The sequence below is a fragment of the uncultured Alteromonas sp. genome (assembly GCF_963976965.1).
GTDB classification, from domain to species: Bacteria; Pseudomonadota; Gammaproteobacteria; order Enterobacterales; family Alteromonadaceae; genus Alteromonas; species Alteromonas naphthalenivorans.
Genome location: NZ_CAXBMP010000004.1, coordinates 45,132 through 67,017 on the forward strand (window position 1 = coordinate 45,132; position 21,886 = coordinate 67,017).

A 21,886-nucleotide genomic window follows, 5' to 3' on the forward strand; every position below is an offset into this window, starting at 1 on the left:
GGTGCTATGAAAAAACTGGTGCTGTTTAGCCTTTTTCTTGCCGCAGTAGTTATCATTTTAGGGGCTTACACACGCCTTACTGATGCTGGCCTTGGTTGCCCTGATTGGCCGGGATGCTACGGTAACCTTACCGTGCCGTTAAGTGATGAGAAAGTTGCTGCGGCCAATACCGCGTTTCCGGAGCGCCCAGTAGAAGCGCATAAGGCATGGAACGAAATGATTCACCGCTATTTTGCAGGGGCGTTAGGGCTATGTATTTTGGCGATTGCCATTATCGCGGTAAGGCAGCGCCATAAAGGCACACCCGTTAAGCTGCCTTTGTTGCTGCTCGGTCTTGTAACTTTTCAAGCGGCGCTTGGCATGTGGACCGTCACTCTTAATTTATTACCTGTGGTGGTTATGGGGCATTTGTTAGGAGGCTTTACGGTACTAAGTTGTTTATTTTTACTTTATTTACGCCTTAGAAAACACAGCTCTGTTAGCGTGCAACAACCTAAAAGCAATACGGCGCTACCGTTACGCGAGGGGGCCCAATACCCGAGTAAGAACAACAAGCTGACTGCAATGGCATTTTTAGGTATGGCGATTTTAGTAGGGCAAATAGCCTTAGGCGGCTGGACATCAGCCAACTACGCTGCCCTCGCCTGTACCGATATGCCTATTTGTGAGCCGGGCTGGCAGCAGCGGTTAGATTTTCAAGGCGCGTACAGTGTGCCCGAAGCACAAAACTATGAGTTTGGCGCACACAATTACGGTGAGCGAGCCACCATGCATATCGTGCATCGGTTCGGCGCTGTAATTACCTTTATTTACCTTACGGTATTAGCTTTCATGTGGTTACGAAGCAGTAAGTTGTCAACGGCGGTGAAAAAAGGGTGTGTACTCATGCTTGGGGTGTTATGCGTACAAGCGGCGCTTGGTCTAAGTAACGTTTTGTTTAGTTTACCTTTGTTTATCGCGGTATCGCACAATGCGGTTGCCGCCATGCTGTTACTCACATTGATATGGCTGACGTGGTCAGTTGCTCCTTCAACCTCTTCTTTCTCCTACTCTACTGGAGGTCATCATGGCTAAATCTATCCCTTTGAATAACGCTGTTGCAGGTAAGCAGTCGCCAAGCCCGCAAGTAAAGAGCCGCTCGCACGCAAAGATCAGCTGGCGCGACTATTACGAAATGACAAAACCTAATGTGGTGATGCTACTTTTACTCACGGCGTTAGTGGGGATGTGCTTAGCCTCGCCGGGCTGGGTAGACGCAACCGCGTTGGTGTGTGGATTACTGGGTATTGGTATGTTGTCGGCATCGGCCGCAGTGATTAATCATGTGGTCGACCATAAAATCGATAGCCAAATGGCACGTACTTTCAATCGGCCTGTGGCTAAAGGCAAAGTGAGTATCGCCAAAGCATCTTGGTTTGCAGCGGCCCTTGGCGTTATGGGCTTTGTTGTATTGAGCATATGGGTGAACATGCTTACCGCTTGGCTTACCCTTGCTAGCTTGGTGGGCTATGCCGTGGTGTATACCATGTTTTTAAAACGGGCTACGCCGCAAAATATTGTGATTGGTGGTATCGCAGGTGCTGCACCACCGCTTCTCGGCTGGACTGCTGTCACCGGGGAAATTCATGCGCATGCGTTGTTGTTAGTACTCATTGTATTTACGTGGACTCCCCCGCATTTTTGGGCGTTGGCGATTCATCGCGAAAAAGATTATGCGAAAGCGAAAGTGCCCATGCTGCCGGTTACCCATGGAATAGAATTTACTAAAACCTCGGTGCTACTTTATACCGTGTTGCTTAGCTTGGTGTGCCTATTGCCTTACTTGGTGGGCATGAGTGATTTAATTTACCTTGTTGGCTCGTCACTTCTTAACGTTGGTTTTATGTATTACGCGGTAAAACTGAAATTTGCGGCCACTAGCCAAACCGCGATGAAAACTTTTAAGTTCTCAATTGTTCATCTCATGGTATTGTTTGTAGTATTGTTATTCGATCACTACGTACCACTGAGTTTATGAACCGACGGATTTTTGTAGGCGTTGTTGCATTATTAGCATTATTGACTGGTGTGTTTGGGGCAATTTATTTGTCGCCAACGGGGCAGTCTAATGGCAGTTCTCCCGAATATTTTCAGGCTTACCCTGAGCCTCGTGCTATTGCGCCTTTTTCGCTGACCGACAGCAAAGGTAATGAATTTAACCAAGCTTCGCTAGAAAATCAGTGGAGCTTGTTGTTTCTTGGTTATACGTTTTGCCCCGATATTTGCCCTACCACGATGGCCGAACTGAACAGCATTTACCCGCAAATGCAGGCCATTGAGTCTGAATTTCCTATAAAAGTGGTGTTTATTTCTATTGATCCTAATCGTGACTCAATAGATCGGCTCGACGAATACATTAGCTACTTTAACCCCAATTTTATTGCCGCGACCGGTGAGCATAAAGCCTTATTCCCCTTCGCTCGAAACTTGGGCATGATGTACGCAATTGCTGAAAGTACAGATAATCCTAATTATCTTGTCGATCATAGTGCGTCGGTAGTGCTTATTAATCCTAAAGCACAGGTGATAGGGCGTTTTAAGCCAAAACGTGAGCCTGGCAAGTTGTCGATTAGTGACGCACAGCAAATACTTAATGACATGCCAGTGATTACATCATCATTTAGTTCAAATTCGGCACTATAGGTGAGTATGGGAGGCATGGATATAAAAATCCGACAAGGTCTTGTGTCTGATGCTGGCCAAGCGGTTCCCTTATTATTAAGTGCCGCTGAAGATCTATTGGTTTCCGTTTTTGGCAATGGCGATACAAGCCATACTCTCGATTTTTTAACCCATGCATGGAAAGGTAAGTATGGGCAATATGGCTGCAATAATCACTGGGTTGCGGTAGTCGATGACGTTGTTGTAGGTGTCATTACGGCGTGGCATACCAAGTTGGGGCCCGTATTTGACCGTGCTTCGTTAGACAGCATTACCACCTTCTACAATCTCGATGATGCAATGGCAGTGCTAATGCGCAATCAAGCGGTTGCTGTAGGCTTAACGCCGCCAAGTGCAACAGAACTTATGCTAGGTCACGTGGCGGTAGATAGCATTGCTCGGCGCGGCGGAATCGGCAAGGCTATGATTGCCCACATGCGTGATTACGCCATAGAACTTAAAAAGCAGGCATTGGTACTAGACGTACAAATTAGTAATGTTGCTGCCATTCGGTTTTATCAAAACGTTAATTTTAAAGAGCAATCAGTGAACGGCACCTTCGTGCGTTTTGTTCATGCACTTTCAGCTTAACTAATCTGGATAATTTCCGTTTTTATCTGCCACAAAAAATGGCTGAGAATACCAATAATACCTTCCTGATTGAGAGTTGCTCGGAGCGGTACAATTTACTCGCGAACGGCCTACAGGAAGTGCTTGAGCAATACTGAAGGTAACCGCATTGCCTTCAACCCTCGTTTCAACTGGTGAGCCAGAAAAGAAGCAATTTACTTGGCGTAAACGTACATCATCGCCCTTAATCGTTAGCGTAATAGGGGGGAGTCTCGATTCGTCACTAGCGCCTTGCACCTCTGGGATATGCTCACCTTCAAAGCTGGTCGATAATACCGGCATAGCAATACTGTTTAATTTGGTTTTTAGTGTTTCTAAGTTGGCATAAGGGCCAGCTGCAGGGAAGCGAGGTAATGCTTGAAAATTACTGTGAGGGCCTATAGCGCCTGAGTGTTGTCCGAACGCAATGTAACCCTCTTGCGCCAGCTTATCTGCTAGCTTTTGGTTGAACTCACCAAAGGGGTAGGCCAAATATTTAAGTGATTCGCCAATTTTGCTATCAATAATAGCCTCGGCTTCAGCAACATTCTGCCATACCTTTTTAAGCCATGCTTCGTCATTAGTTCCGCTATCAGCGCCGTTAGAAGAAACTCTGCCATCCAGCATATGCAAGTGGTCAAGTGTATGGTTAGCGAAAGTAACGCCGTCGTTATGCATTGCCTCAACTTGTGCCCACGTGAGTTGGCTTCTATTGGTACCAATTTCCCCTGGGTTAATAAATATTGTGTATGGGAAGCCCATATCAACCATAATGGGGTGGGCATTTTTAAGGATGTTTTCGTACCCGTCGTCAAAGGTTATCACCACAGTGTTGGAAGGAAGAGGTGTTTTACTTTGGATAGCATCAACGACCTTTGCTAAAGGCAAAACTGTGTGATGTTGCTTTAAATACGCCATATGTTGTTTGAACATCTCAGGCGATATACTGGTGCTTTTCGGCGTGTTGTCAGACACATGATGGTAAAGCAAAATAACACCATTTTGAGTAAGAATTTCACGGGTAGGCTGCCTAGTGTTATCAGTAGCAGCCAGGCTATAGCCAGAAAAACAAACAAGAAAGAAAAGTGCTAACCAGTGTGGTCGGTTGCCTTTCATTTGCGCCAATATAGCGTCACATTTAATCCACGAAATGACATTGAAAGGCATGATAAACTTCATGTTTTCTCCGAGTTGAAATTGATTTAATAGCAGTGCTTTATACTGCGTGTCAGCGCGGCGTTCTACTAATGCAGAGACTATAATTAATGCAAAAGCGAGTGCAAGAAGATAAGCAATCTCTACGCCAATCTGAGACGTTTTGGCACGATCATACACGCTTACTCACATTAGCGCTGCCCATGATATTGGCCAATATTACCACTCCTTTGCTAGGTTTGGTGGATACGGCTGTTTTAGGGCATATGTCGGCGCCCGCCATGTTAGCCGGTGCGGCAGTGGGGGCGCTTATACTTACCCAAATTTACTGGGTGTGTGGTTTTCTGCGCATGTCTTCAACAGGCTTAAGCGCACAGGCAAGAGGGCATAAAGATGCAACACTTTCCTCTGCCAAAGTGCTTTGGCAGACCCTTGCTGTCGCCTCCATCTTAGGGCTGGGTTTACTCATATTACAAGCGCCTATACTTACAGCAGGACTGGCATTGGCGAGCCCATCAGATGCAGTGGCGGTGCATTTGACGGAGTATTATCAGGTTAGAGTATGGGGCGCGCCCGCTGCTATGCTTAATTTAGCGCTTATCGGTTATTTGGTGGGCCAGCAAAAAACGCGCACGGTGATGATTATTCAGATAATCGGCAACCTCGTGAATGCAGGATTAGATATTACTTTCGTTTATGTGCTGTCTATGTCGGTGGCTGGAGTTGCCTTAGCCAGTCTTATTGCTGAATATTCCATGGCGTTTATGGCGATGTATGTTGCCTTAAAGCAAGTGAGAGGTATTACTCCACAAGCAAGCTGGTTCAACCGTGCAGCGCGTAAAATACTGATGAAGCTCAACACTGATATGCTATTGCGTAATTTGGCGCTACAAGCCTGCTTAGCGTTTTTGACGATACAAGGCGTACGTTTCGGTGAAATGCCGGCGGCAGTGAATGCTATTCTGCTGCAGTTTTTCGTATTAATAGCGCTAGGATTAGATGGGGTCGCCTACGCAGTAGAAGCGCTGGTGGGTGAAGCCAAAGGCGCAAACAATGCGTCAGAAATAAAACGCAGAACGTACCAAGGGTTATTTTGGTCATCGCTTTTTGCAATAGGCTACAGTGCTATCTTCTATTTTGGCGGTCACGGTATTATAAGCTTACTAACTGAACATCAAAATATTGTAAGCGCAGCATTAACCTACCTTCCTTTAATGGTTATTCTGCCACTGCTGGCACATTGGTGCTTTTTGTACGACGGTGTATTTGTTGGCCTTACAAAGTCATCTTCTATGCGCGACACCATGATTATTAGTGCTATCGCAGTATATTTCCCTGTATGGTTTTTTACTCAGTCTCTCGGCAATATCAGCTTGTGGTATGCATTGCTGGCGTTCTTACTTGCTCGTGGTATTACGCTTGGATGGAGCTTCGAACGGCTAAGTCAGCGCAATGCATTGTGCGACAGCTAATCTAAACCAAATTAAGCCTAGCCAAAGGAAAAGGCCACATCACTTAGCAATCTCGATAGGCAGAAATACATCGGTAACGGCTTCATGTGCGGCTACGTCGGGGAAAAAGCGAATACGCTCTAAAAAAATAGGAAAGTCTCTTAGTTCAAATTGTGTATCAGGCAACCACTGGTGATATAAATCGTGCACCACCGCCCCTAACGCTGCATCGGTGCCAATATGGCGGACTTTAGCGCAGTAACCTTCCGGTATGGTAGTGGTGATGACGTTAGCGTGATTGGTAACTGTAGACTGCTGCGTGGCGATAGGGTCGCTTGTTTTTGCGGGCTGGCTACTTGGCGCAGGAATTGACCCAGTAATAGGCGCAAAAATTTGGCACGCCACACCAAACCGGTAAAACTCATGTGGGGTGTTGTCAGGGTCATCATACAGTAAGTTGAAAGTGCGGTTGGTGGATGGAGGAAGCTTGTTTTCTCTGCGCCACGTAATAAATTCACCTACCGTGCTCATAATGCGGCTAGGTGGGCCGACATGCATCATCATCGCAATCTCTAGGGCTGGAAATTGAACCACTGACACATCGAGTTGATGATTTTCAGAAGCGCTATTTACGTTATGTGAAGCGTTCTTAAGTACCGACGTTCCTTTTTCGTTTGCGTTTAATAGCGAGGTGACGAGCGTGCCTTGATGTAGCGCTTCAATGTTAGGTGTTTTTCGAAAGCTTGAAGGCGTCAGGCGATAATGTTTTTTAAAGGCTTTGGCATAGCCTTCATGGGAACTAAATCCCGCTTCTATTGCAATATCCAATATGCGTTTTTGTGGCCGAAACGCTAATTTATACGCGCTTTCGTGCAACCGAAGCTGTCTAGCGTAGTCGCCAATGTTAATACCAAACTTTGCGTTAAATGCGCGATGAAGATGGTACTCAGAGGTACACGCGAGGGAGGCAAGTTGACTAAGATCACTGGCACGCTCGGGCGCTTTTGTAATGGCGTCGGCAACCTTATCAAGGCGAAGATATAAAGGGTTCATACGTTACTAGCGTTATCTAAGTTAAGCAAACAATACAAAGTTGAATAAAATAATACCCGACTATTTTTGCGGTATTGCCTTTTGCACCACAAAATAGGTATGAAACTCGGGCAGCTGCTCGTATTCAATATGCCGAATAAAGCAGTCGGCTTCGATAATTTGGCGCACATAACCGTTGATACCTAGTGAAGCGTAATAAACTTCAGGCCCCATGATGGTATTGGTATGTTCGCCGGGTTCATCCACACCGCCACAACTAAATATCAATACGCCACCTGGCTGTAGTGCATGGCAAAGTTTGGTAATTAGCGCCGCTTGGCTGTGAAGTGGTACGTGCCACAGGCAGTCCCAAGCGCTGATAAAACGATACTGATGGGGCAAGTTGAAGGTGCAAATGTCACCAAAATAAAACGTGTTGTTAGGGTGCCTTTCTCTGACTAACGTCAGCATCTCACTTGAGATATCTATGCCCTCTACAACAAACTCGTTGTCATGCAGTAAATCAATAAATCTACCCGTACATCCGCACCCTACATCAAGGGCTAAGGGCGGAAGATTTGAGGTTGCTCGGGGGGAGTCATGTTCTGACGGAAATACGTCAAGAAATGATAATGCGACCTTATGCTGAGCAATACCATTGTTACGATTAAACTCTGGGCGAGTCCAGCGCTGGGTAATTTGATCGTAAGCAAGCCCGGTTTCTACTGGTGTCATGGTCGCTTACCTATTTTGACTAATCGCTCGCCAGTGTAGCACTGACGAGCTTATCGTAGATGTTTATAAGCTCAAGGCTGTTTGTAAGCTCAAAGCTGTGTAAAAACTCTCGGCTATTTCTTAACGAAGTGAGTTGCGCATAGTTTATTGCCAGAAGGGTCGCGTAAATACGCAAGGTACAACTGGCGTTCTTCGGTACCACGAATACCGGGAGGATCTTCACAAGGAACACCTCCGTTGGCTGCGCCCACTTTATGCCATTCATCAACAAGCCCAGGGTTTGCCGCCGCAAGACCAATCGTTGAACCATTCCCGTGGGTAGCGGCTTCGCCGTTAATTGGCTTGGTAAGGGCTAATACACCTTTCGGGGTGAAGTAGAAAACACGCCCGTGTTCATCGTAAACACCTTCATCGTATCCAAATACAGCAAGAGAGGCATCGTAAAATTTCTTCGAGGCTTCAATGTCGTTCGCGCCAATCATTACATGACTAAACATAGCATTTCCTTTTATAGGCAAAATATTGTTATCTGATTATTCTAGCGCCATTTTCACAGCCTCAGCAGCATGAAGCGCTGTGGTGTCGTAAAGAGGCATATCAGTGTCTGACTGCTTTACCAACAAGGCAATTTCGGTACAGCCTAAAATAACGGCCTGTGCACCTTGCGCCTTTAGTTTGTTGATAATATCAATATACGCGTCACGGGATTTTTCACAAATAACCCCTTTGCATAATTCCTCATAAATAATTTTATGTACGGCTAATCTGTCGTCACTATCTGGCACGACTACATCTAAATCAAACTGTTGCGCTAATCGTTCGCTGTAAAACGCCTGTTCCATGGTGAATTGGGTGCCTAACAAGCCCACTTTTTTGACCGAGTTTTCACACAGGGCCACGCCGGTGGCATCGGCAATATGCAACAAAGGAATGGCTACTGCGCTTGCTACCTGTGCAGCGACCTTATGCATGGTGTTGGTACATATAAGTAGAAAGTCGGCGCCGGCATCCTCTAATGACTGGGCGGCATGCTTCAACGCATCGGCAGCTTTATCCCACTCACCGCTACGCTGGAAAGCTTCTATCTCGGCAAAATCAACCGAGTAGAGGCATATTTTTGCACTGTGTAGTCCCCCAAGTTGGCTATTCACCAGCCGGTTAATTACTTGGTAATAGCTAACCGTTGATTCCCAACTCATACCACCAATAAGCCCAATGGTTTTCATCTAAGCCCCCTTTAATAAGCACGACAAAAAACGTATGCAAAACCGTCACAAACATGACGTTAAGAACAACCAATGTAAGGTTATAAATACTAGACTACGTGCAATCAGCGGCCCAGTACAAGGTCATTGAACGTGAGAATTAGCAAAAGTATGTAAGAAAACGTATGAGTGAAAAAACGGAAGGTAAACGACTAATCGTCTTTAAAACTAGGGGGGATTTTCTTGTCTTTTAAAAAGGCGAAACGCTGCATGAAAATGCCTATATAGCCAGACATGGCAATGACAAAGCCTACCAGCAAGGTGGTAACAGAATAATAGTAAAGGAAGGTGCTTAAGTGGCTTAACGTGAAAAGCTGCACAACGCCAGCAACGAACAAGGCAAGGCCTAATTTAAATCGTCGCCAGCTTTTGTGCACATCAAACATAGTTGAGATACAACATCTTAGTAGTAAGAATGCTCACCGGCTTCATGTTCAGTAGCGTCACGAACACCGTTTAGTTCCCCAGCAAATTGCTCAAGCATTTGCTTTTCAATGCCGTCTTTCAACGTGACATCAACCATAGAACAGCCATTACAGCCGCCGCCGAATTGAAGAATAGCAAAGCCATCTTCGGTAAGTTCAGCCAACATGACTTGGCCGCCATGGCTAGCAAGTTGAGGGTTGATTTCAGCTTCAATCATGTACCTTATGCGTTCAGCCAAAGGCGCATCATCAGCGACTTTGCGTGCTTTAGCATTTGGCGCTTTAAGCGTAAGCTGAGATCCCATTTGATCGGTGACATAATCAATTTCTGCTTCATGTAAAAATGGAACACTTTCTTCATCTACCACTGCATTGAAGCCATTGAACTCTAAACGAGTATCAGTTTCTTCAACGGCATCTGGCGGACAATAGGACACGCCACACTCGGCGCTTGATGTGCCCGGATTTACGACGAATACACGAATATTTGTGCCAGTCTCTTGTTTATCCAACAGTTTTACGAAGTGAGCCTGGGCTTCTTCTGATATAGTAATCATCAGTAAGTCCTATTAATTTAAAATTTGGTTTATGATAACAAATTTACCTGACTAAAACAGTCAAGTATTGACTAGTTTCGATGTAACCGCATAACGACAAGACGGATATCACTATGCTCGCAACTTTGGTTCGCACCGCCTCAAACTCGAATTTTCAAAAATGGCTTGCGCCATTTGTAGTGTTAACCGTCTTGTGCGTATGTGCTTCGGCAAATGCCAATATGGTCACTCTTGATAAGGGCGGTAAACCGGTTCATGCCTATTTACCAACCGATGTGACATATAATCCAGATATTCCGACGCCAGAATCAGTACTGGGTGCGAATATTGGTCAATGGCACGTACGTCACGATCAACTTACACACTACATGCGTGTATTGGCCGATCATTCCGATCGTATCTCATTAGAAGTCACCGGCAGAACCCATGAAAATCGTGAGCTATTGCTACTTACCATTACTGCACCGTCGAACCGCCCTAACATAGAAAGTATGCGTACCGCGCATATCGATGCCATGAATTCAGGCAATAAAGTAAAAGCGGGTGCGCCACTTATTTTCTATATGGGTTACAGCATTCACGGTAATGAGCCTTCAGGCTCCAATGCTGCATTAGCCCTAGCTTACTACTTAGCCGCTGGGCAAGGTACGCGAATCGATGCGTTACTGAACAACAATATTGTGCTGTTAGACCCATCTTTCAACCCCGATGGGTTATCTCGTTTCGCGCAATGGGCGAATATGCACAGAGGAAAGCAACTTGTTGCAGATAGTAATACCCGTGAGCATGATGAAGGCTGGCCATCAGGGCGCACAAACCACTATTGGTTTGACTTAAATCGCGACTGGTTGTTGTTGGCTCACCCTGAGTCCCAAGCGCGTATAAAGCAATTTCACCGCTGGCGCCCGCATATTCTTACCGACTTTCATGAAATGGGCACCGATAGTACCTACTTTTTTCAGCCAGGTGTACGCTCGCGTAAAAACCCAATTACGCCGGATGGGAACGTAACCTTAACCGAAGCGCTGGCGGCTTATCACGCCAAAGCCTTTGATAAACAAGGGAAGCTGTATTTCTCGGAAGAGGCATTTGACGACTTTTACGCCGGTAAGGGCAGTACCTACCCTGATTTACATGGCAGCATAGGTATTTTGTTCGAACAAGCGAGCTCTCGCGGACATTTACAAGAATCTATCAATGGGCCATTGGCATTTTCTACCACCATCGCAAATCAAATTACAACGTCGTTAAGTACTTTTGAAGGCGCCCTTGCCAACAAACCGGCTATTTTAGATTATCAGTCTGCTTTTGTTAAAGACACGCAAGCACTAGCAAAAGACGGTGATATTAGCGGTTACATTGTGGGTGAATCGAATGATAGCGGCAGATTTAACGCCATGTTGTCGCTGCTTAAGCAGCACAACATTAAGTTCGAGGTGGTAAGCAAAGATTCTGAAATAGGCAAGCAAACCTTTCGCGCTAATCGTGCTATCTATATTCCTGCCGCGCAGGCCCAGTATCGACTCATCACGTCTATATTCTCAACCCAAACCTCGTTTGAAAATAACACCTTCTACGACGTGTCATCGTGGAACATGGCGATGGCGTTTAATCTACCGTTTGAGGTGGTTGAAAAACGGGATTTTCGCGACGTAAAAACGGCTGCCAATGCACAATTAGCAATGCCTGTACTTAGCGATTCGTTACCTGCCAATGCCTATGCATACGCCTTTTCATGGAACGATTACTACGCGCCAGCCTTGCTTCAATCGTTATTAGAAGCAGGGGTAAGTGTAAGAAGTAGCGAAAATGCGTTTGAAGCTAAGCTGGTTAATAATCAGCGTCATACGTTTACCTCGGGAAGCATTGTTATTCCTACGGACTTAGCACAACCTGATAACTTACTTAACCTGTTGACAGAACAGGCTAGCGCTTTAAAAATTCCGGTTTACGCACTGGCAAGTGGGTTAACGCCTACAGGCAGTGATATAGGAAGCCGCTCAATCCAGCCCATTTCAGCGCCTAAAGTATTGCTAGTGGGGGGCGAGGGCGTAAGTGAATATGAAGTGGGAGAAATGTGGCATTATTTCGACACCCGAGTGGGGTTGCCGGTTAGTATTGTGGAGCAACAAAAGCTAGGTAATGCGCTACAGTCAGGTTATACCCATATTGTGTTTGCCAGTGGTCGCTATTCGCTATCGAATGATACGATAGACGCACTATCTACTTGGGTTAAAAATGGCGGTGTGTTGATTGGACAAAAATCTGCCCTTCGTTATTTTGCAGCCAATGAATGGTTAAACGTCGATATAGTAGATAGAGAAGAAATAGACAGTAAGTTTGATGAAGACAAACTAACGTTTGGCGATAAATCGGCGTTATATGCAAGAAAGTTGGTGGCTGGCGCGGTTTATGAAGCTGAAATTGATATTACCCATCCACTTTTTTACGGTTATACCGACACCACCCTGCCTATGTTTAAAACCAGTAATATGGTGGTGAACAATTACTACACGCCATTTACTACGCCAGCGCGTTATACCTCAGCGCCGTTGCTGGCAGGATTCAGTGATGAAAAGCTGGTGAAACTTATTGCCGAAACGCCTGCTGTGATAACTACAAAGCAGGGTAAAGGTGTAGTGATTGGGTTTACCGACAATACGCAATTCCGAGGCTATTGGTATGGCACGAACAAAATGCTAAGTAATGCTATTTATCAGTCAGGCTTTCTTAAGTAAGTCGCGAGTTGTTAGGTAGTAAGAATTGTAGTGGTAGCGGTTTCGATTACCTTGCTGCCAGCAGTGAGCTTTTGGGGGGCGGTGTAAAGGTCATTGCCCACACTAAAATACTAAGTTGTGGGTAGCGAGCTCTCAATAAGCTTGCCAATGCGTTTACCGTAACACCGGTAGTAATGACATCATCCACGATGGCAATGCGCTTAAGATCAGGGTTAGAAGCGACTAGTTTATCAATACATTGTGGCGTTAGTGAAAACACCTGCTTAGCATGCTGAAGCCTTTGTGCTTTCCCTAAATGATGCTGAGCAGACCTACCTTGTCGAATCGCCCAATTGGTGCAAATGGGAATATTCAGTGCACTACCAATGGATTTAGCTAGCACTGCAGCCTGATTATAATGCCGCGTTGCCAGCCGCCACGAGCTTAAAGGCACTGGTAAGAGAAGTTGCGCCGTGGTGTGTGGTAGAGGCGGTGTATGATGAGCTAAGTGTTGCTGTTTACCGACAAACCACTTGGCTAATACCTTCCCCGAAGTGAGTGAATGTTGAAACTTAAAGCCATGAATTAAGGTGGTTATTGGGTAAGTATGTAAAGCCAGTACCGACAGTTGCTGATACGCACTATGCTTAACGTGCCGACCAACTGGCCCAAAGGATAGTAAATTATTACCGTGATCTTTGGCCGAGAAAAAAAATATATCATGTTCACACCAATGACATACTGGCGCAGGACTTGCTTGATAACATAGTAAGCATGAAAGATTCATAGTACGTGAATTTTTGTATTCCTATGTTAAGTCGCTTTTTCTCGCACGTAGCGACAGTACGATGACGTGTCTTTAAGCATTTTTTGAGATAATGGGTAATCATGCATACATGGCAGCCTATTAGGTTTGCTTCTTCATGCAACAGCCAAAGGATGTATACAGTGAAAGATTTGCATACAAACACACCGCTTGTCACCCGAACTCAAGGTACAGGAAACGATCTGGTTTTCCTTCACGGTTGGGGTATGAATAGTGGCGCTTTTACCTCGTTTATCCCCTATTTAACGAATAGTTTTCGAGTCACCACTATCGATCTTCCCGGTTTCGGCGAAAACGCTCAGCACGTGCCTTCCCCTTATGACGCTGAGTCTTTAGCACAAATGATAGCGCCATATATCCCACCAGAAAGTATTGTTGTAGGGTGGTCTTTAGGTGGTTTGGTGGCGCAACGATTAGCCCTAATTGGTAAAGATTTTAAGGGTTTAGCGCTTAAAGGTTTAGTTACGATAGCCTCTACACCTCGATTCATCGCTGGCCCTTGCTGGCCTGGTATTGCAGGTGATTTACTGGCCATGTTCGAAAGTCAGTTAGAGAGTAACTACAATAGAACGCTAGAGCGCTTTTTGGCTATTCAAGCGATGGGAAGCGATACGGCCCGCCAAGATATCAAAGCCATTCGCGGGCATATCAGTGAATACCCAGAACCTGACCAGCACGCACTGAAACAAGGCTTGAGAATTCTTTCTACAGAAGATTTACGCCAAGACATTGGCCGTATAACGGTGCCAACTCTTCGTCTATATGGTCGCTTAGATAGTCTAGTGCCTACCAGTGGCATAGATCGTATTTGCGAGTTGCACCCTCAAGCCGATACGGTGGTGTTACCCCACGCAGCGCATGCGCCGTTTATTTCTCACCCTCAACAAAGCGCCGATATTTTGTTTAGCTTTGCATCAAGCGTATATCAACAAAAAGCATCGTGACCCGATGCTTTCAACATTGTGTTTAGGTGTTGTATAGCGGCTGCAAGTATATACGCCTTAATGTCGAGCCAGTGAAAGACTAGGCGAGAGGGAAGAATATTGCTCGTTTTCACAGCCAGTTAAGTCTTATGAGCGGTACAGACCTTTTCATTTAGTGCAATTTGGTTAATAATTGCACATGAGAGTGTAGAGGTAGTGTATGTCTGGTATATCAGGTGTAAATAGTAACAATATAAATTCCGCGATTTTGTCCGGACAATTTGGTTTGCAGAATGCCAATAATGGTATTACGCAGGCTGCGTCTAATATTGCCCAGCAAACCACGAACGCAGAGCGAGATCCGCAAGCAGTTTTAGCCAATCCTGTCACCCAAAGCTTACAGAATGTACGCAATATACTTCCCTCTTCCCAAGATGATGTCACCACTAATCTGTTGTCATTGAAAATCAACAGTATCAATGCTCAGGCTTCCGCCAAGGTGCTTGATGTGGCAAATGACACCATAGGCACCATAATCGATACGTTAGCGTAGTAGTGTAGGAGTGTAATGTGAACATTGTTACCCCTATCCTCACGGCCATAGCGTACCCTACTGCAAACGTTAATACTGAGTCTGCAAGAAGAGACAATGCATTACGTGAAACTATCCCTCAGTCGGGAGATGCAGAGAAAGGGGCATCGCAAAAAGGCCTAGGTTCGGACAGTGACAAAGCTCGAAATCCGGGACAAACGCCTGCGCCTGTTACCTACGATCGCCCCCAAGTCCAAACTGAACTGCAAAGCGCGTTTGAAAGCGTGTTTGGCGAACAAAAAGACAATGGCTCTGATGAAAGCGCGGGTAAACAAAATGCCCACGATCAACAGGAATCAAGCCAACGGGAATCAAGCCAACAGCAAGCCTCACAGTCTGAACAGCAAACAGAAGAACAGCAAGAGATAAGTAATTTAGAGGCACGTGATCAAGAGGTCCGTACTCACGAACAGGCGCATGCCGCTGCGGGTGGACAATACGCTGGGTCGCCGCAATACGAATATACCACTGGGCCAGATAACAAGCGTTATGTTACCGATGGTGAAGTGTCTATTGATATTTCTGAACTAAATAGCCCTGAAGAAACCCTTCGTAAAATGCAGCAAGTACGTGCTGCTGCACTCGCCCCAGCTGAGCCTTCGGCACAAGATTTAAAAGTGGCAGCAGAAGCTACCCAAAAATCGTTTGAAGCTCGCAGCGAAATCGCTGAAGACAACGCTACAACATCATCGGTATCGCCTAGCGCATCAGATATCACGCCCCCTGATATTGATGAAATTACCGATAATGCGGGTGTTGAACGCCCTACAAGGGCATTAGACGAAGCTGTTTTACAAGCGCAAACGGTTGAGCAAGATGCTGTAAGCCAAGGATCACCAAGCGCCGCGAGCCAAGGAGCACAAAGTACTAGTGAAGCTTCAAATGAGATTGGTGGTGGTTTTGATACGCGCTCATTAGCATTTGGTGACCAAGCCTTACAAGATGAAGCCAATAGCGGCAGTGACCAAGAAAGCCAAGCCAATTCAGCCCGTATTGGCCGCATCCAAAATTTCTACACGCAAGCCTATACACCAGTACGTGAAGGTTTTTCCGCTAGCGCCTAGGGTTTGGTGCCTATCACTTAATACTTATAGCGCTTATTTAGCCCCGCTTACCGCCCACGACCAACAACATGTATTCTTAACAGCACCACTCTCATAAATACAAACTTCCATTGGATAGATACAAAAAAGCCAGCATGTATGCTGGCTTTAAAATTATAATCGCGCGAGTAAACAATGGCGTTAGGCGTTATTTCTTTGCTTTAGCGAACGCATCGGCAAAGGCATTACCCATAGCACTGTTTTGCTGCTGGCTTTGTCCGCCACCACGCTTGTGGGGCTTATCTGCGCGAGGATTACCACGCTGAGACCCATTAGTTCGTGGATTCCCATTAGACTTTGCGTTAGCAGCGCCATTGCTGTTATTGCTTTTGTCTGCTTGATTCGACGAGGTTGGGGTATCTTCTAAACGCATAGTAAACGATATACGCTTACGTGGTACGTCTACCTCAAGCACCTTAACTTTAACGATGTCTCCTGCTTTCACTACATCCCGTGGATCTGAAATGAACTTGTTGGTTAGCGCTGAAATATGCACTAAACCATCTTGGTGTACACCAACATCCACGAATGCGCCAAAGTTAGCAACGTTGCTCACCACGCCTTCTAAAATCATACCCGGGGTAAGATCTTTAATGGTCTCTACCCCTTCTTTAAAGGTGGCAGTTTTAAACTCAGGGCGAGGATCGCGGCCTGGCTTATCAAGCTCACTTAAAATATCTTTTACCGTGGGTAAGCCGAAAGCATCACTGGTAAAGGTATCAGGCGATAAGGTTTTTAGTAGCTCTGTGTTACCGATAAGATCGTTAACCGCTACTGCGGCCGTATCCACAATTTTATCAACCACAGGGTAAGCTTCGGGGTGAACCGCAGACGCATCTAGCGGGTTACTTCCATTTACAATACGTAAGAATCCAGCGGCTTGTTCGAAGGCTTTTGGCCCCAAACGCTCGACTTTCATTAGTGCTTTTCTATTGTCGAAGGCGCCATTAGTATCTCTAAAATGCACAATGTTATTTGCCAGCGTCTTGTTTAACCCAGACACATAACTAAGTAGCGCGGGTGAGGCCGTATTTAAATCTACACCCACAGCATTTACACAGTCTTCAATAACGCGGTCGAGAGATTTACCTAACTGGCTTTGGCTAACGTCATGCTGATATTGGCCTACACCAATGGCTTTAGGTTCAATTTTTACAAGCTCGGCTAGCGGGTCTTGCAAACGACGAGCAATTGAAACTGCACCACGTATAGACACGTCCAAATCAGGTAGCTCGTTTGAGGCTAATTCAGAGGCTGAATAAACCGAGGCGCCGGCTTCGCTTACCACGATTTTTTGTGCACCTAGCTCTGGGTTATTTTTAAGCATTTCCCCGACAAGCTTATCGGTTTCGCGGGAGCCTGTACCATTACCTATACTAATAAGCTCAACTTTATGTTGCTTACATATAGTGGTGAGGGTACGCAGTGACTTGTCCCACTGATTCTGAGGCGCATGGGGGAAGATGGTATTTTTAGCGACAACTTTACCTGTTTTATCAACGATGGCGACTTTCACTCCCGTACGCAGACCAGGATCAAGACCCATGGTGGTCTTAGCGCCAGCAGGAGCGGCCATTAGCAAATCGTTAAGGTTCTTAGCAAACACCTCAATCGCTTCTTCTTCAGCGCGTTCACGAAGGCTACTGAATAACTCAGTTTCCATGTGTAAGGCGATTTTAATTTTCCACGCCCACTGCACTACTTGCGTTAAGAAATCATCGGCAGGACGTTGACGGTGCATAATATTGTAGTGGCTAGCAATAAGGTGTTCACAGTGAGAAGGCGCACTGGCATCATCTTGCTGCGGGTCGGCATCAAGTTGAATATTCAACATGCCTTCGTTACGACCACGAAACATAGCAAGGGCGCGATGTGAGGGTGCATTTTTGTATTTTTCGCTGTGTTCAAAATAGTCTTTGTACTTAACCGCTTCTTGCGCTTTACCGTTTGCTACTGTGCTTTTAATATGTGCGTTTTCAACAAGGTAGTTACGAATTTTACCAAGCAGTGCCGCATCTTCAGCAAACCGTTCCATTAAAATAAAGCGAGCGCCTTCAAGCGCGGCTTTAGTATCAGCCACGCCTTTTTCGGCATTAACATATTCAGCAGCTAATTCGTCGATAGATTGGTCAGGGTTAGCAAATAAGGTATCTGCTAAGCCTTCAAGGCCTGCTTCAATGGCTATTTGACCTTTGGTGCGTCTACGAGGCTTAAAGGGTAAGTATAAGTCTTCCAATGTGGTCTTACTGTCAGCGCCGGTTATATTGCGCTTCAACTCATCAGACAGTTTTCCTTGTTCATCAATAGATTTTAAGATGACTTGGCGTCTGTCTTCTAGTTCACGAAGGTAAGTAAGACGTTGCTGAAGCGTACGTAACTGAGTGTCGTCTAGCCCTTGAGTGGCTTCTTTACGGTAACGTGCAATAAACGGCACCGTTGAACCTTCATCAAGAAGCTTAACCGCAGCACTGACTTGGGAAGTTTGTACGGCAAGTTCTTCGGCAATTTTGTTAATAATCATAATACGCTCTAGGCAATAGCAAATAAGGATGTAGGGGCTAGCATTAGCCTTTTTACACCGCTTTCATTTTAGTTGGAATAACTGGCGGCAATTATACCACCGCGACGGGTCAGGAGAAGCCTGTTTGTATGGTCAGTATTCATGGAAAACGTTTTAACTTTATTACAGTTTATCGGTTGGATCGTACCAGATACGGTTTATCCACCATTCTTTTACATCTGTTTCAGTTTTTACCGTAACATCATCATCTTCTTCTTTCCCCACTAGGGCTCGAGCCATAGGAGAGTCGATAGAAATATAATCTCGACGGCCAAATATTTCATCGTAACCCACAAGGCGAAGTTCTAGCACCTGCCCTTGTTCGTTTTCGATTTCTACCCAAGCACCAAAATAAACTTTATTTTCCTGCTGGGGACTATAATCTACAACTTTTAGGTTTTCCAAACACTTACGTAAGTAACGTACGCGCCTGTCGATTTCACGTAATTTTTTCTTATTATATTGGTAATCTGCGTTTTCACTCCGATCACCTAAACTGGCAGCCCACGTTACCTTTCGAGTGATCTCAGGTCGTTCTTCCCGCCACAAGTGGTCAAGTTCCTGTTTTAACTTTAAATATCCTTTTCGTGTTATCAGTGGTGTTTTCACAATTATTTAGCTAAATTGAAATCTTATGGCTAGTGTATGTGGGTGAATTAATAGAACGCAATAAACAAATGCGTCGAAATCTCCCATTTAAACCACTTTGTGCAAATATTGAACATAAACCTTTAGGTTGTTGTCGCAGTATAAATAACAACCGGCTAATGAGCGGGAAACTCGAATGGAAGATGAAGCACGAAAGGTGGAAAAAAAGCCTGTAGACAGGCGCCGAGCTGAAACTAACAGATCAATGGGCGGCACTATAGCCGGGTTCATGCTGTTTTTAACTGGCGCGTTAATGGTGCTGTACGGCTTACTTGATATTGTAGTACGTATGGATAGCCTAATAACCGCAGGGTATCTCGTGATTGGCTTATTGATGTATAAGCTTGGGCAATATCTGTTAAATCATTTTGCGGTATTTAAAATGCAGCGTGAACGGCGTCGCGCGCCACCACGTCATACTTAAATAGGTTGTCGATAGGCCGCATAAACAGCGAGTTATCGAATGGTTAACTGTCTAATACACCTTCTAGGCAAGGTGTGTGTTTGCTGTATTCGTAGCGATATCTGTGATGCAGCCTTCACTTATACTCGTTCTTTCTAGTACTACCCTTAGTTAACGCATTAAAAAGCCGACACTTATGTAAGTGTCGGCTTTTATTGTTAGTGGCAAACGCAAAAGCGTAACCGCTACACAGCGTTGAAGCGCGGCGTGATATTACTCAGCAGCCGCTTCTTCAACGATTTCTAGCAATTCAACGTCGAAAATTAGCGTTGAGTTAGGTGTAATTGAACCCGTAGCACGTTCGCCATACGCTAAATCAGAAGGGATATGGAAGCGGTACTTCGCACCTTCTTTCATAAGCTGCACGCCTTCAGTCCAACCAGGAATAACTTGGTTAAGTGGGAATTGAGCTGGCTCACCACGCTTGTATGAAGAATCGAATTCAGTACCGTCTAACAATGTGCCACGGTAGTGAACTTTAACGACATCTTCAGCTGCTGGGCTTGCGCCTTCACCTTCTTCTAACACTTCATACTGAAGACCAGAGTCGGTAGTAGTCACGCCATCTTTCTTGGCGTTCTCTTCTAAATACGCCGCGCCGGCTTCAATATTGTCTTGTGCGGCCTTTTGCGCCATTTCTTGTTGCTTAGCACGAAGTACTTCTTCGCCTTGCTGAGCAATTTGCTGAATTTCTTGTGGGGTAAATTTCAGTGTATCGTTAAGGCCATCTTCAAAGCCTTCTTTCAACGCCGCTTCATCTAGCGGAAAGCCCAGTTGCTCTTGCTGTTGTGCGCGGTTGCTCACGAACAAGCCCATACTTGCACCCATAGCGTACGCTTGTTTTTGTACGTCTGTCATTGATTCTGTCGAAACATCGGCGGTTTCAGCGATGTCAGTGCCGGTAGTAGCGGCCTCATCAGAGGTATTTGGCTGACAGGCAAAAAGGCCTAGGGCAGCAATAGTAGATAAGGCAACAAGCGACTTCTGCATAAAACGTCTCCATAAATTTTTATCATCATGCGTCTATGTTTAAACTGCTGCATCCAGGGCAGTCTGCACGATAGTGAAAGATGCGTGATCCATGCTATGTTAAACCTAGCATTCACAAAGCGAAACCTATTTGATTATGTTTAGGGCTCAAATGTTCCCCAGATTATTGTTACTCACCTTATTAATAAGTGGATCTATAGGATGTACCTTCCCTGAGACCACGCCAATTAAACAATGGCGGCATGTGGAAGAAGGGGCCTATGCAGCTGATATATCGCCGGATGGCACTATCTCCGTTGTATCAGGTATCAATAATGGCATCAATGTATGGCAAATAGGCGAAGACACCCCTTTATATCAATGGAGCCATCAAGGGGAAGGCAATAATTTAGTCGTTTCGTTACATATATCAGCCGACAATACTCATGTTGTCACTGCCGACAGAGAAGCGTTTGCGCTGTGGAGCATTGAAACCGGCGACCCAATTGGCTTTTGGCGTATTGACGAAGCGTCTATTCGAGATGTCGCCATCTCGAATAACGGTAATGGCATCTTAGTGGCTCGTTCGAATGGTAAGGTCATGTTTTTTGAGCCTAAAACGCAGCGCAGACTAGAGTTTTTAGGGCATCAAGAAAAAGTGAACTCTATTGATATTTCCCCGAATGGCAAGTTTGCGCTCACTGGTGGCAACGACTATATCGCGTATTTATGGAGCACAGATACAGGGCAAATAATTCATACCTTCACGCACCCTTCTCGGGTAACCAAAGTGGCGTTAGACGACAAAGGCCGTTTTGCCTTTACTGCCGATAGCCAAAGCAAATCACAAGTGTGGAACGTGCAAACTGGCGAGGCCATTAGTGGGCTGAGTTTTATTGCGAGACAAAAAATCTTCACTGATGCTGTATTTTCTGATGATGGTAAGTATTTGCTAACAGGCTCACCATCACGCCAAGTGTATTTATGGGATTTGAATAGTGGAAAGGAAGTTGACGCTTGGCAGGTTGCATCACGAGACACTGTTTCACCGCCAACTGCAGTTGTTTATGGCGTTGGCTTTATGTCCGATGGTAATATTGTGACAGAAAGTAGCAGTGGTCTTGCCGAAGTATGGCAGCGCAGTAAATAGAGTAGA

General features: G+C 45.5%; 22 protein-coding genes. 11 read left to right on the top strand and 11 right to left on the bottom strand.

Annotated features, from left to right (window positions below):
* The first annotated feature begins 6 nt into the window (after positions 1–6).
* Genes AAC006_RS04530 through AAC006_RS04545 form a run of 4 tightly spaced genes read left to right on the top strand, consistent with a single transcriptional unit; the run spans position 7 to position 3,291 of the window.
* Positions 7–1,074: a COX15/CtaA family protein gene (locus AAC006_RS04530; protein ID WP_339890778.1), complete on the top strand. Its 1,068-nt coding sequence runs from the start codon at positions 7–9 to the stop codon at positions 1,072–1,074.
* Entirely contained in the window at positions 1,067–2,017 is a 951-nt protein-coding gene (cyoE, locus tag AAC006_RS04535) for a heme o synthase (protein WP_126872137.1), read from the top strand. The genes AAC006_RS04530 and cyoE overlap by 8 nt, the downstream gene beginning before the upstream one ends.
* Positions 2,014–2,682, top strand: a complete 669-nt coding sequence (locus AAC006_RS04540; RefSeq protein ID WP_339890779.1) for an SCO family protein — start codon at positions 2,014–2,016, stop codon at positions 2,680–2,682. Before cyoE ends, AAC006_RS04540 begins: the two co-directional genes overlap by 4 nt.
* Before the next feature lie 15 nt (positions 2,683–2,697).
* Positions 2,698–3,291 carry a GNAT family N-acetyltransferase gene (locus tag AAC006_RS04545; RefSeq protein ID WP_013786727.1) on the top strand — a complete coding sequence of 198 codons (594 nt, stop codon included), beginning with the start codon at positions 2,698–2,700 and terminating at the stop codon, positions 3,289–3,291.
* On the opposite strand, the gene AAC006_RS04550 is transcribed toward AAC006_RS04545, so the two are convergent.
* Positions 3,292–4,488, bottom strand: a complete 1,197-nt coding sequence (locus tag AAC006_RS04550; protein WP_288389451.1) for a polysaccharide deacetylase family protein — start codon at positions 4,486–4,488, stop codon at positions 3,292–3,294. It abuts the gene before it with no gap.
* Positions 4,489–4,667: 179 nt separating this feature from the next.
* Between AAC006_RS04550 and AAC006_RS04555 the strand changes: the two genes are divergently transcribed.
* Positions 4,668–5,936, top strand: a complete 1,269-nt coding sequence (locus AAC006_RS04555; protein WP_244360156.1) for an MATE family efflux transporter — start codon at positions 4,668–4,670, stop codon at positions 5,934–5,936.
* A 39-nt stretch (positions 5,937–5,975) separates the two neighbouring features.
* On the opposite strand, the gene AAC006_RS04560 is transcribed toward AAC006_RS04555, so the two are convergent.
* The 6 genes from AAC006_RS04560 to nfuA all read right to left on the bottom strand — a co-directional run bounded on the left by AAC006_RS04560 (position 5,976) and on the right by nfuA (position 9,929).
* Entirely contained in the window at positions 5,976–6,968 is a 993-nt protein-coding gene (locus tag AAC006_RS04560; RefSeq protein WP_339890782.1) for a GyrI-like domain-containing protein, read from the bottom strand.
* Positions 6,969–7,028: 60 nt separating this feature from the next.
* The gene (locus AAC006_RS04565) at positions 7,029–7,682 is read right to left on the bottom strand and encodes a class I SAM-dependent methyltransferase (protein ID WP_339890784.1); all 654 of its coding nucleotides are present in this window, start codon (positions 7,680–7,682) and stop codon (positions 7,029–7,031) included.
* A 113-nt stretch (positions 7,683–7,795) separates the two neighbouring features.
* Entirely contained in the window at positions 7,796–8,179 is a 384-nt protein-coding gene (locus tag AAC006_RS04570; protein ID WP_013786722.1) for a VOC family protein, read from the bottom strand.
* Between the two features lie 36 nt (positions 8,180–8,215).
* Positions 8,216–8,908: an aspartate/glutamate racemase family protein gene (locus AAC006_RS04575; RefSeq protein ID WP_129740458.1), complete on the bottom strand. Its 693-nt coding sequence runs from the start codon at positions 8,906–8,908 to the stop codon at positions 8,216–8,218.
* A 191-nt stretch (positions 8,909–9,099) separates the two neighbouring features.
* Positions 9,100–9,333: a hypothetical protein gene (locus tag AAC006_RS04580; RefSeq protein WP_013786720.1), complete on the bottom strand. Its 234-nt coding sequence runs from the start codon at positions 9,331–9,333 to the stop codon at positions 9,100–9,102.
* Between the two features lie 17 nt (positions 9,334–9,350).
* Positions 9,351–9,929, bottom strand: coding sequence for a Fe-S biogenesis protein NfuA (gene nfuA / locus AAC006_RS04585; RefSeq protein ID WP_013786719.1), 579 nt, complete (start codon positions 9,927–9,929; stop codon positions 9,351–9,353).
* Positions 9,930–10,042: 113 nt separating this feature from the next.
* Between nfuA and AAC006_RS04590 the strand changes: the two genes are divergently transcribed.
* A complete protein-coding gene (locus tag AAC006_RS04590; protein WP_339890788.1) occupies positions 10,043–12,667 on the top strand; it encodes a M14 family metallopeptidase in 2,625 nt (874 codons plus the stop codon).
* A 46-nt stretch (positions 12,668–12,713) separates the two neighbouring features.
* Here the strand turns inward: AAC006_RS04590 and AAC006_RS04595 are convergent, their stop codons facing one another.
* Positions 12,714–13,433: a phosphoribosyltransferase family protein gene (locus AAC006_RS04595; RefSeq protein ID WP_126872126.1), complete on the bottom strand. Its 720-nt coding sequence runs from the start codon at positions 13,431–13,433 to the stop codon at positions 12,714–12,716.
* Between the two features lie 152 nt (positions 13,434–13,585).
* On the opposite strand from AAC006_RS04595, the gene bioH reads away from it, so the two are divergent.
* The 3 genes from bioH to AAC006_RS04610 all read left to right on the top strand — a co-directional run bounded on the left by bioH (position 13,586) and on the right by AAC006_RS04610 (position 16,051).
* Positions 13,586–14,416 (top strand): pimeloyl-ACP methyl ester esterase BioH, encoded by an 831-nt coding sequence (gene bioH, locus AAC006_RS04600; protein WP_288389454.1) that lies wholly within the window; start codon positions 13,586–13,588, stop codon positions 14,414–14,416.
* A gap of 199 nt (positions 14,417–14,615) precedes the next feature.
* Positions 14,616–14,948 carry a hypothetical protein gene (locus AAC006_RS04605; protein WP_013786715.1) on the top strand — a complete coding sequence of 111 codons (333 nt, stop codon included), beginning with the start codon at positions 14,616–14,618 and terminating at the stop codon, positions 14,946–14,948.
* 17 nt (positions 14,949–14,965) lie between these two features.
* Entirely contained in the window at positions 14,966–16,051 is a 1,086-nt protein-coding gene (locus AAC006_RS04610; RefSeq protein WP_126872125.1) for a putative metalloprotease CJM1_0395 family protein, read from the top strand.
* A 187-nt stretch (positions 16,052–16,238) separates the two neighbouring features.
* On the opposite strand, the gene AAC006_RS04615 is transcribed toward AAC006_RS04610, so the two are convergent.
* Entirely contained in the window at positions 16,239–18,611 is a 2,373-nt protein-coding gene (locus tag AAC006_RS04615) for a Tex family protein (RefSeq protein WP_126872124.1), read from the bottom strand.
* A gap of 162 nt (positions 18,612–18,773) precedes the next feature.
* Complete coding sequence (gene greB, locus AAC006_RS04620; RefSeq protein ID WP_211070261.1) at positions 18,774–19,259, bottom strand: transcription elongation factor GreB; 486 nt, start codon at positions 19,257–19,259, stop codon at positions 18,774–18,776.
* 175 nt (positions 19,260–19,434) lie between these two features.
* Here greB and AAC006_RS04625 point away from each other — a divergent pair, with 175 nt between their 5' ends.
* Complete coding sequence (locus AAC006_RS04625) at positions 19,435–19,722, top strand: hypothetical protein (RefSeq protein ID WP_288389459.1); 288 nt, start codon at positions 19,435–19,437, stop codon at positions 19,720–19,722.
* A 252-nt stretch (positions 19,723–19,974) separates the two neighbouring features.
* Here the strand turns inward: AAC006_RS04625 and fkpA are convergent, their stop codons facing one another.
* The gene (gene fkpA, locus AAC006_RS04630) at positions 19,975–20,751 is read right to left on the bottom strand and encodes an FKBP-type peptidyl-prolyl cis-trans isomerase (RefSeq protein ID WP_288389460.1); all 777 of its coding nucleotides are present in this window, start codon (positions 20,749–20,751) and stop codon (positions 19,975–19,977) included.
* Positions 20,752–20,947: 196 nt separating this feature from the next.
* Here fkpA and AAC006_RS04635 point away from each other — a divergent pair, with 196 nt between their 5' ends.
* On the top strand, positions 20,948–21,880 hold the full coding sequence (locus AAC006_RS04635; protein ID WP_126872146.1) for a hypothetical protein: 933 nt from the start codon (positions 20,948–20,950) through the stop codon (positions 21,878–21,880).
* Positions 21,881–21,886 lie beyond the last annotated feature (6 nt).

Excerpts from the sequence above, each read along its gene's own strand:
- AAC006_RS04530 (WP_339890778.1), top strand. The coding sequence starts at position 7 with ATGAAAAAACTGGTGCTGTTTAGCCTTTTTCTTGCCGCAGTAGTTATC.
- cyoE (WP_126872137.1), top strand. The coding sequence starts at position 1,067 with ATGGCTAAATCTATCCCTTTGAATAACGCTGTTGCAGGTAAGCAGTCG.
- AAC006_RS04540 (WP_339890779.1), top strand. The coding sequence starts at position 2,014 with ATGAACCGACGGATTTTTGTAGGCGTTGTTGCATTATTAGCATTATTG.
- AAC006_RS04545 (WP_013786727.1), top strand. The coding sequence starts at position 2,698 with ATGGATATAAAAATCCGACAAGGTCTTGTGTCTGATGCTGGCCAAGCG.
- AAC006_RS04550 (WP_288389451.1), bottom strand. The coding sequence starts at position 4,488 with ATGAAGTTTATCATGCCTTTCAATGTCATTTCGTGGATTAAATGTGAC.
- AAC006_RS04555 (WP_244360156.1), top strand. The coding sequence starts at position 4,668 with ATGATATTGGCCAATATTACCACTCCTTTGCTAGGTTTGGTGGATACG.
- AAC006_RS04560 (WP_339890782.1), bottom strand. The coding sequence starts at position 6,968 with ATGAACCCTTTATATCTTCGCCTTGATAAGGTTGCCGACGCCATTACA.
- AAC006_RS04565 (WP_339890784.1), bottom strand. The coding sequence starts at position 7,682 with ATGACACCAGTAGAAACCGGGCTTGCTTACGATCAAATTACCCAGCGC.
- AAC006_RS04570 (WP_013786722.1), bottom strand. The coding sequence starts at position 8,179 with ATGTTTAGTCATGTAATGATTGGCGCGAACGACATTGAAGCCTCGAAG.
- AAC006_RS04575 (WP_129740458.1), bottom strand. The coding sequence starts at position 8,908 with ATGAAAACCATTGGGCTTATTGGTGGTATGAGTTGGGAATCAACGGTT.
- AAC006_RS04580 (WP_013786720.1), bottom strand. The coding sequence starts at position 9,333 with ATGTTTGATGTGCACAAAAGCTGGCGACGATTTAAATTAGGCCTTGCC.
- nfuA (WP_013786719.1), bottom strand. The coding sequence starts at position 9,929 with ATGATTACTATATCAGAAGAAGCCCAGGCTCACTTCGTAAAACTGTTG.
- AAC006_RS04590 (WP_339890788.1), top strand. The coding sequence starts at position 10,043 with ATGCTCGCAACTTTGGTTCGCACCGCCTCAAACTCGAATTTTCAAAAA.
- AAC006_RS04595 (WP_126872126.1), bottom strand. The coding sequence starts at position 13,433 with ATGAATCTTTCATGCTTACTATGTTATCAAGCAAGTCCTGCGCCAGTA.
- bioH (WP_288389454.1), top strand. The coding sequence starts at position 13,586 with ATGTATACAGTGAAAGATTTGCATACAAACACACCGCTTGTCACCCGA.
- AAC006_RS04605 (WP_013786715.1), top strand. The coding sequence starts at position 14,616 with ATGTCTGGTATATCAGGTGTAAATAGTAACAATATAAATTCCGCGATT.
- AAC006_RS04615 (WP_126872124.1), bottom strand. The coding sequence starts at position 18,611 with ATGATTATTAACAAAATTGCCGAAGAACTTGCCGTACAAACTTCCCAA.
- AAC006_RS04625 (WP_288389459.1), top strand. The coding sequence starts at position 19,435 with ATGGAAGATGAAGCACGAAAGGTGGAAAAAAAGCCTGTAGACAGGCGC.
- fkpA (WP_288389460.1), bottom strand. The coding sequence starts at position 20,751 with ATGCAGAAGTCGCTTGTTGCCTTATCTACTATTGCTGCCCTAGGCCTT.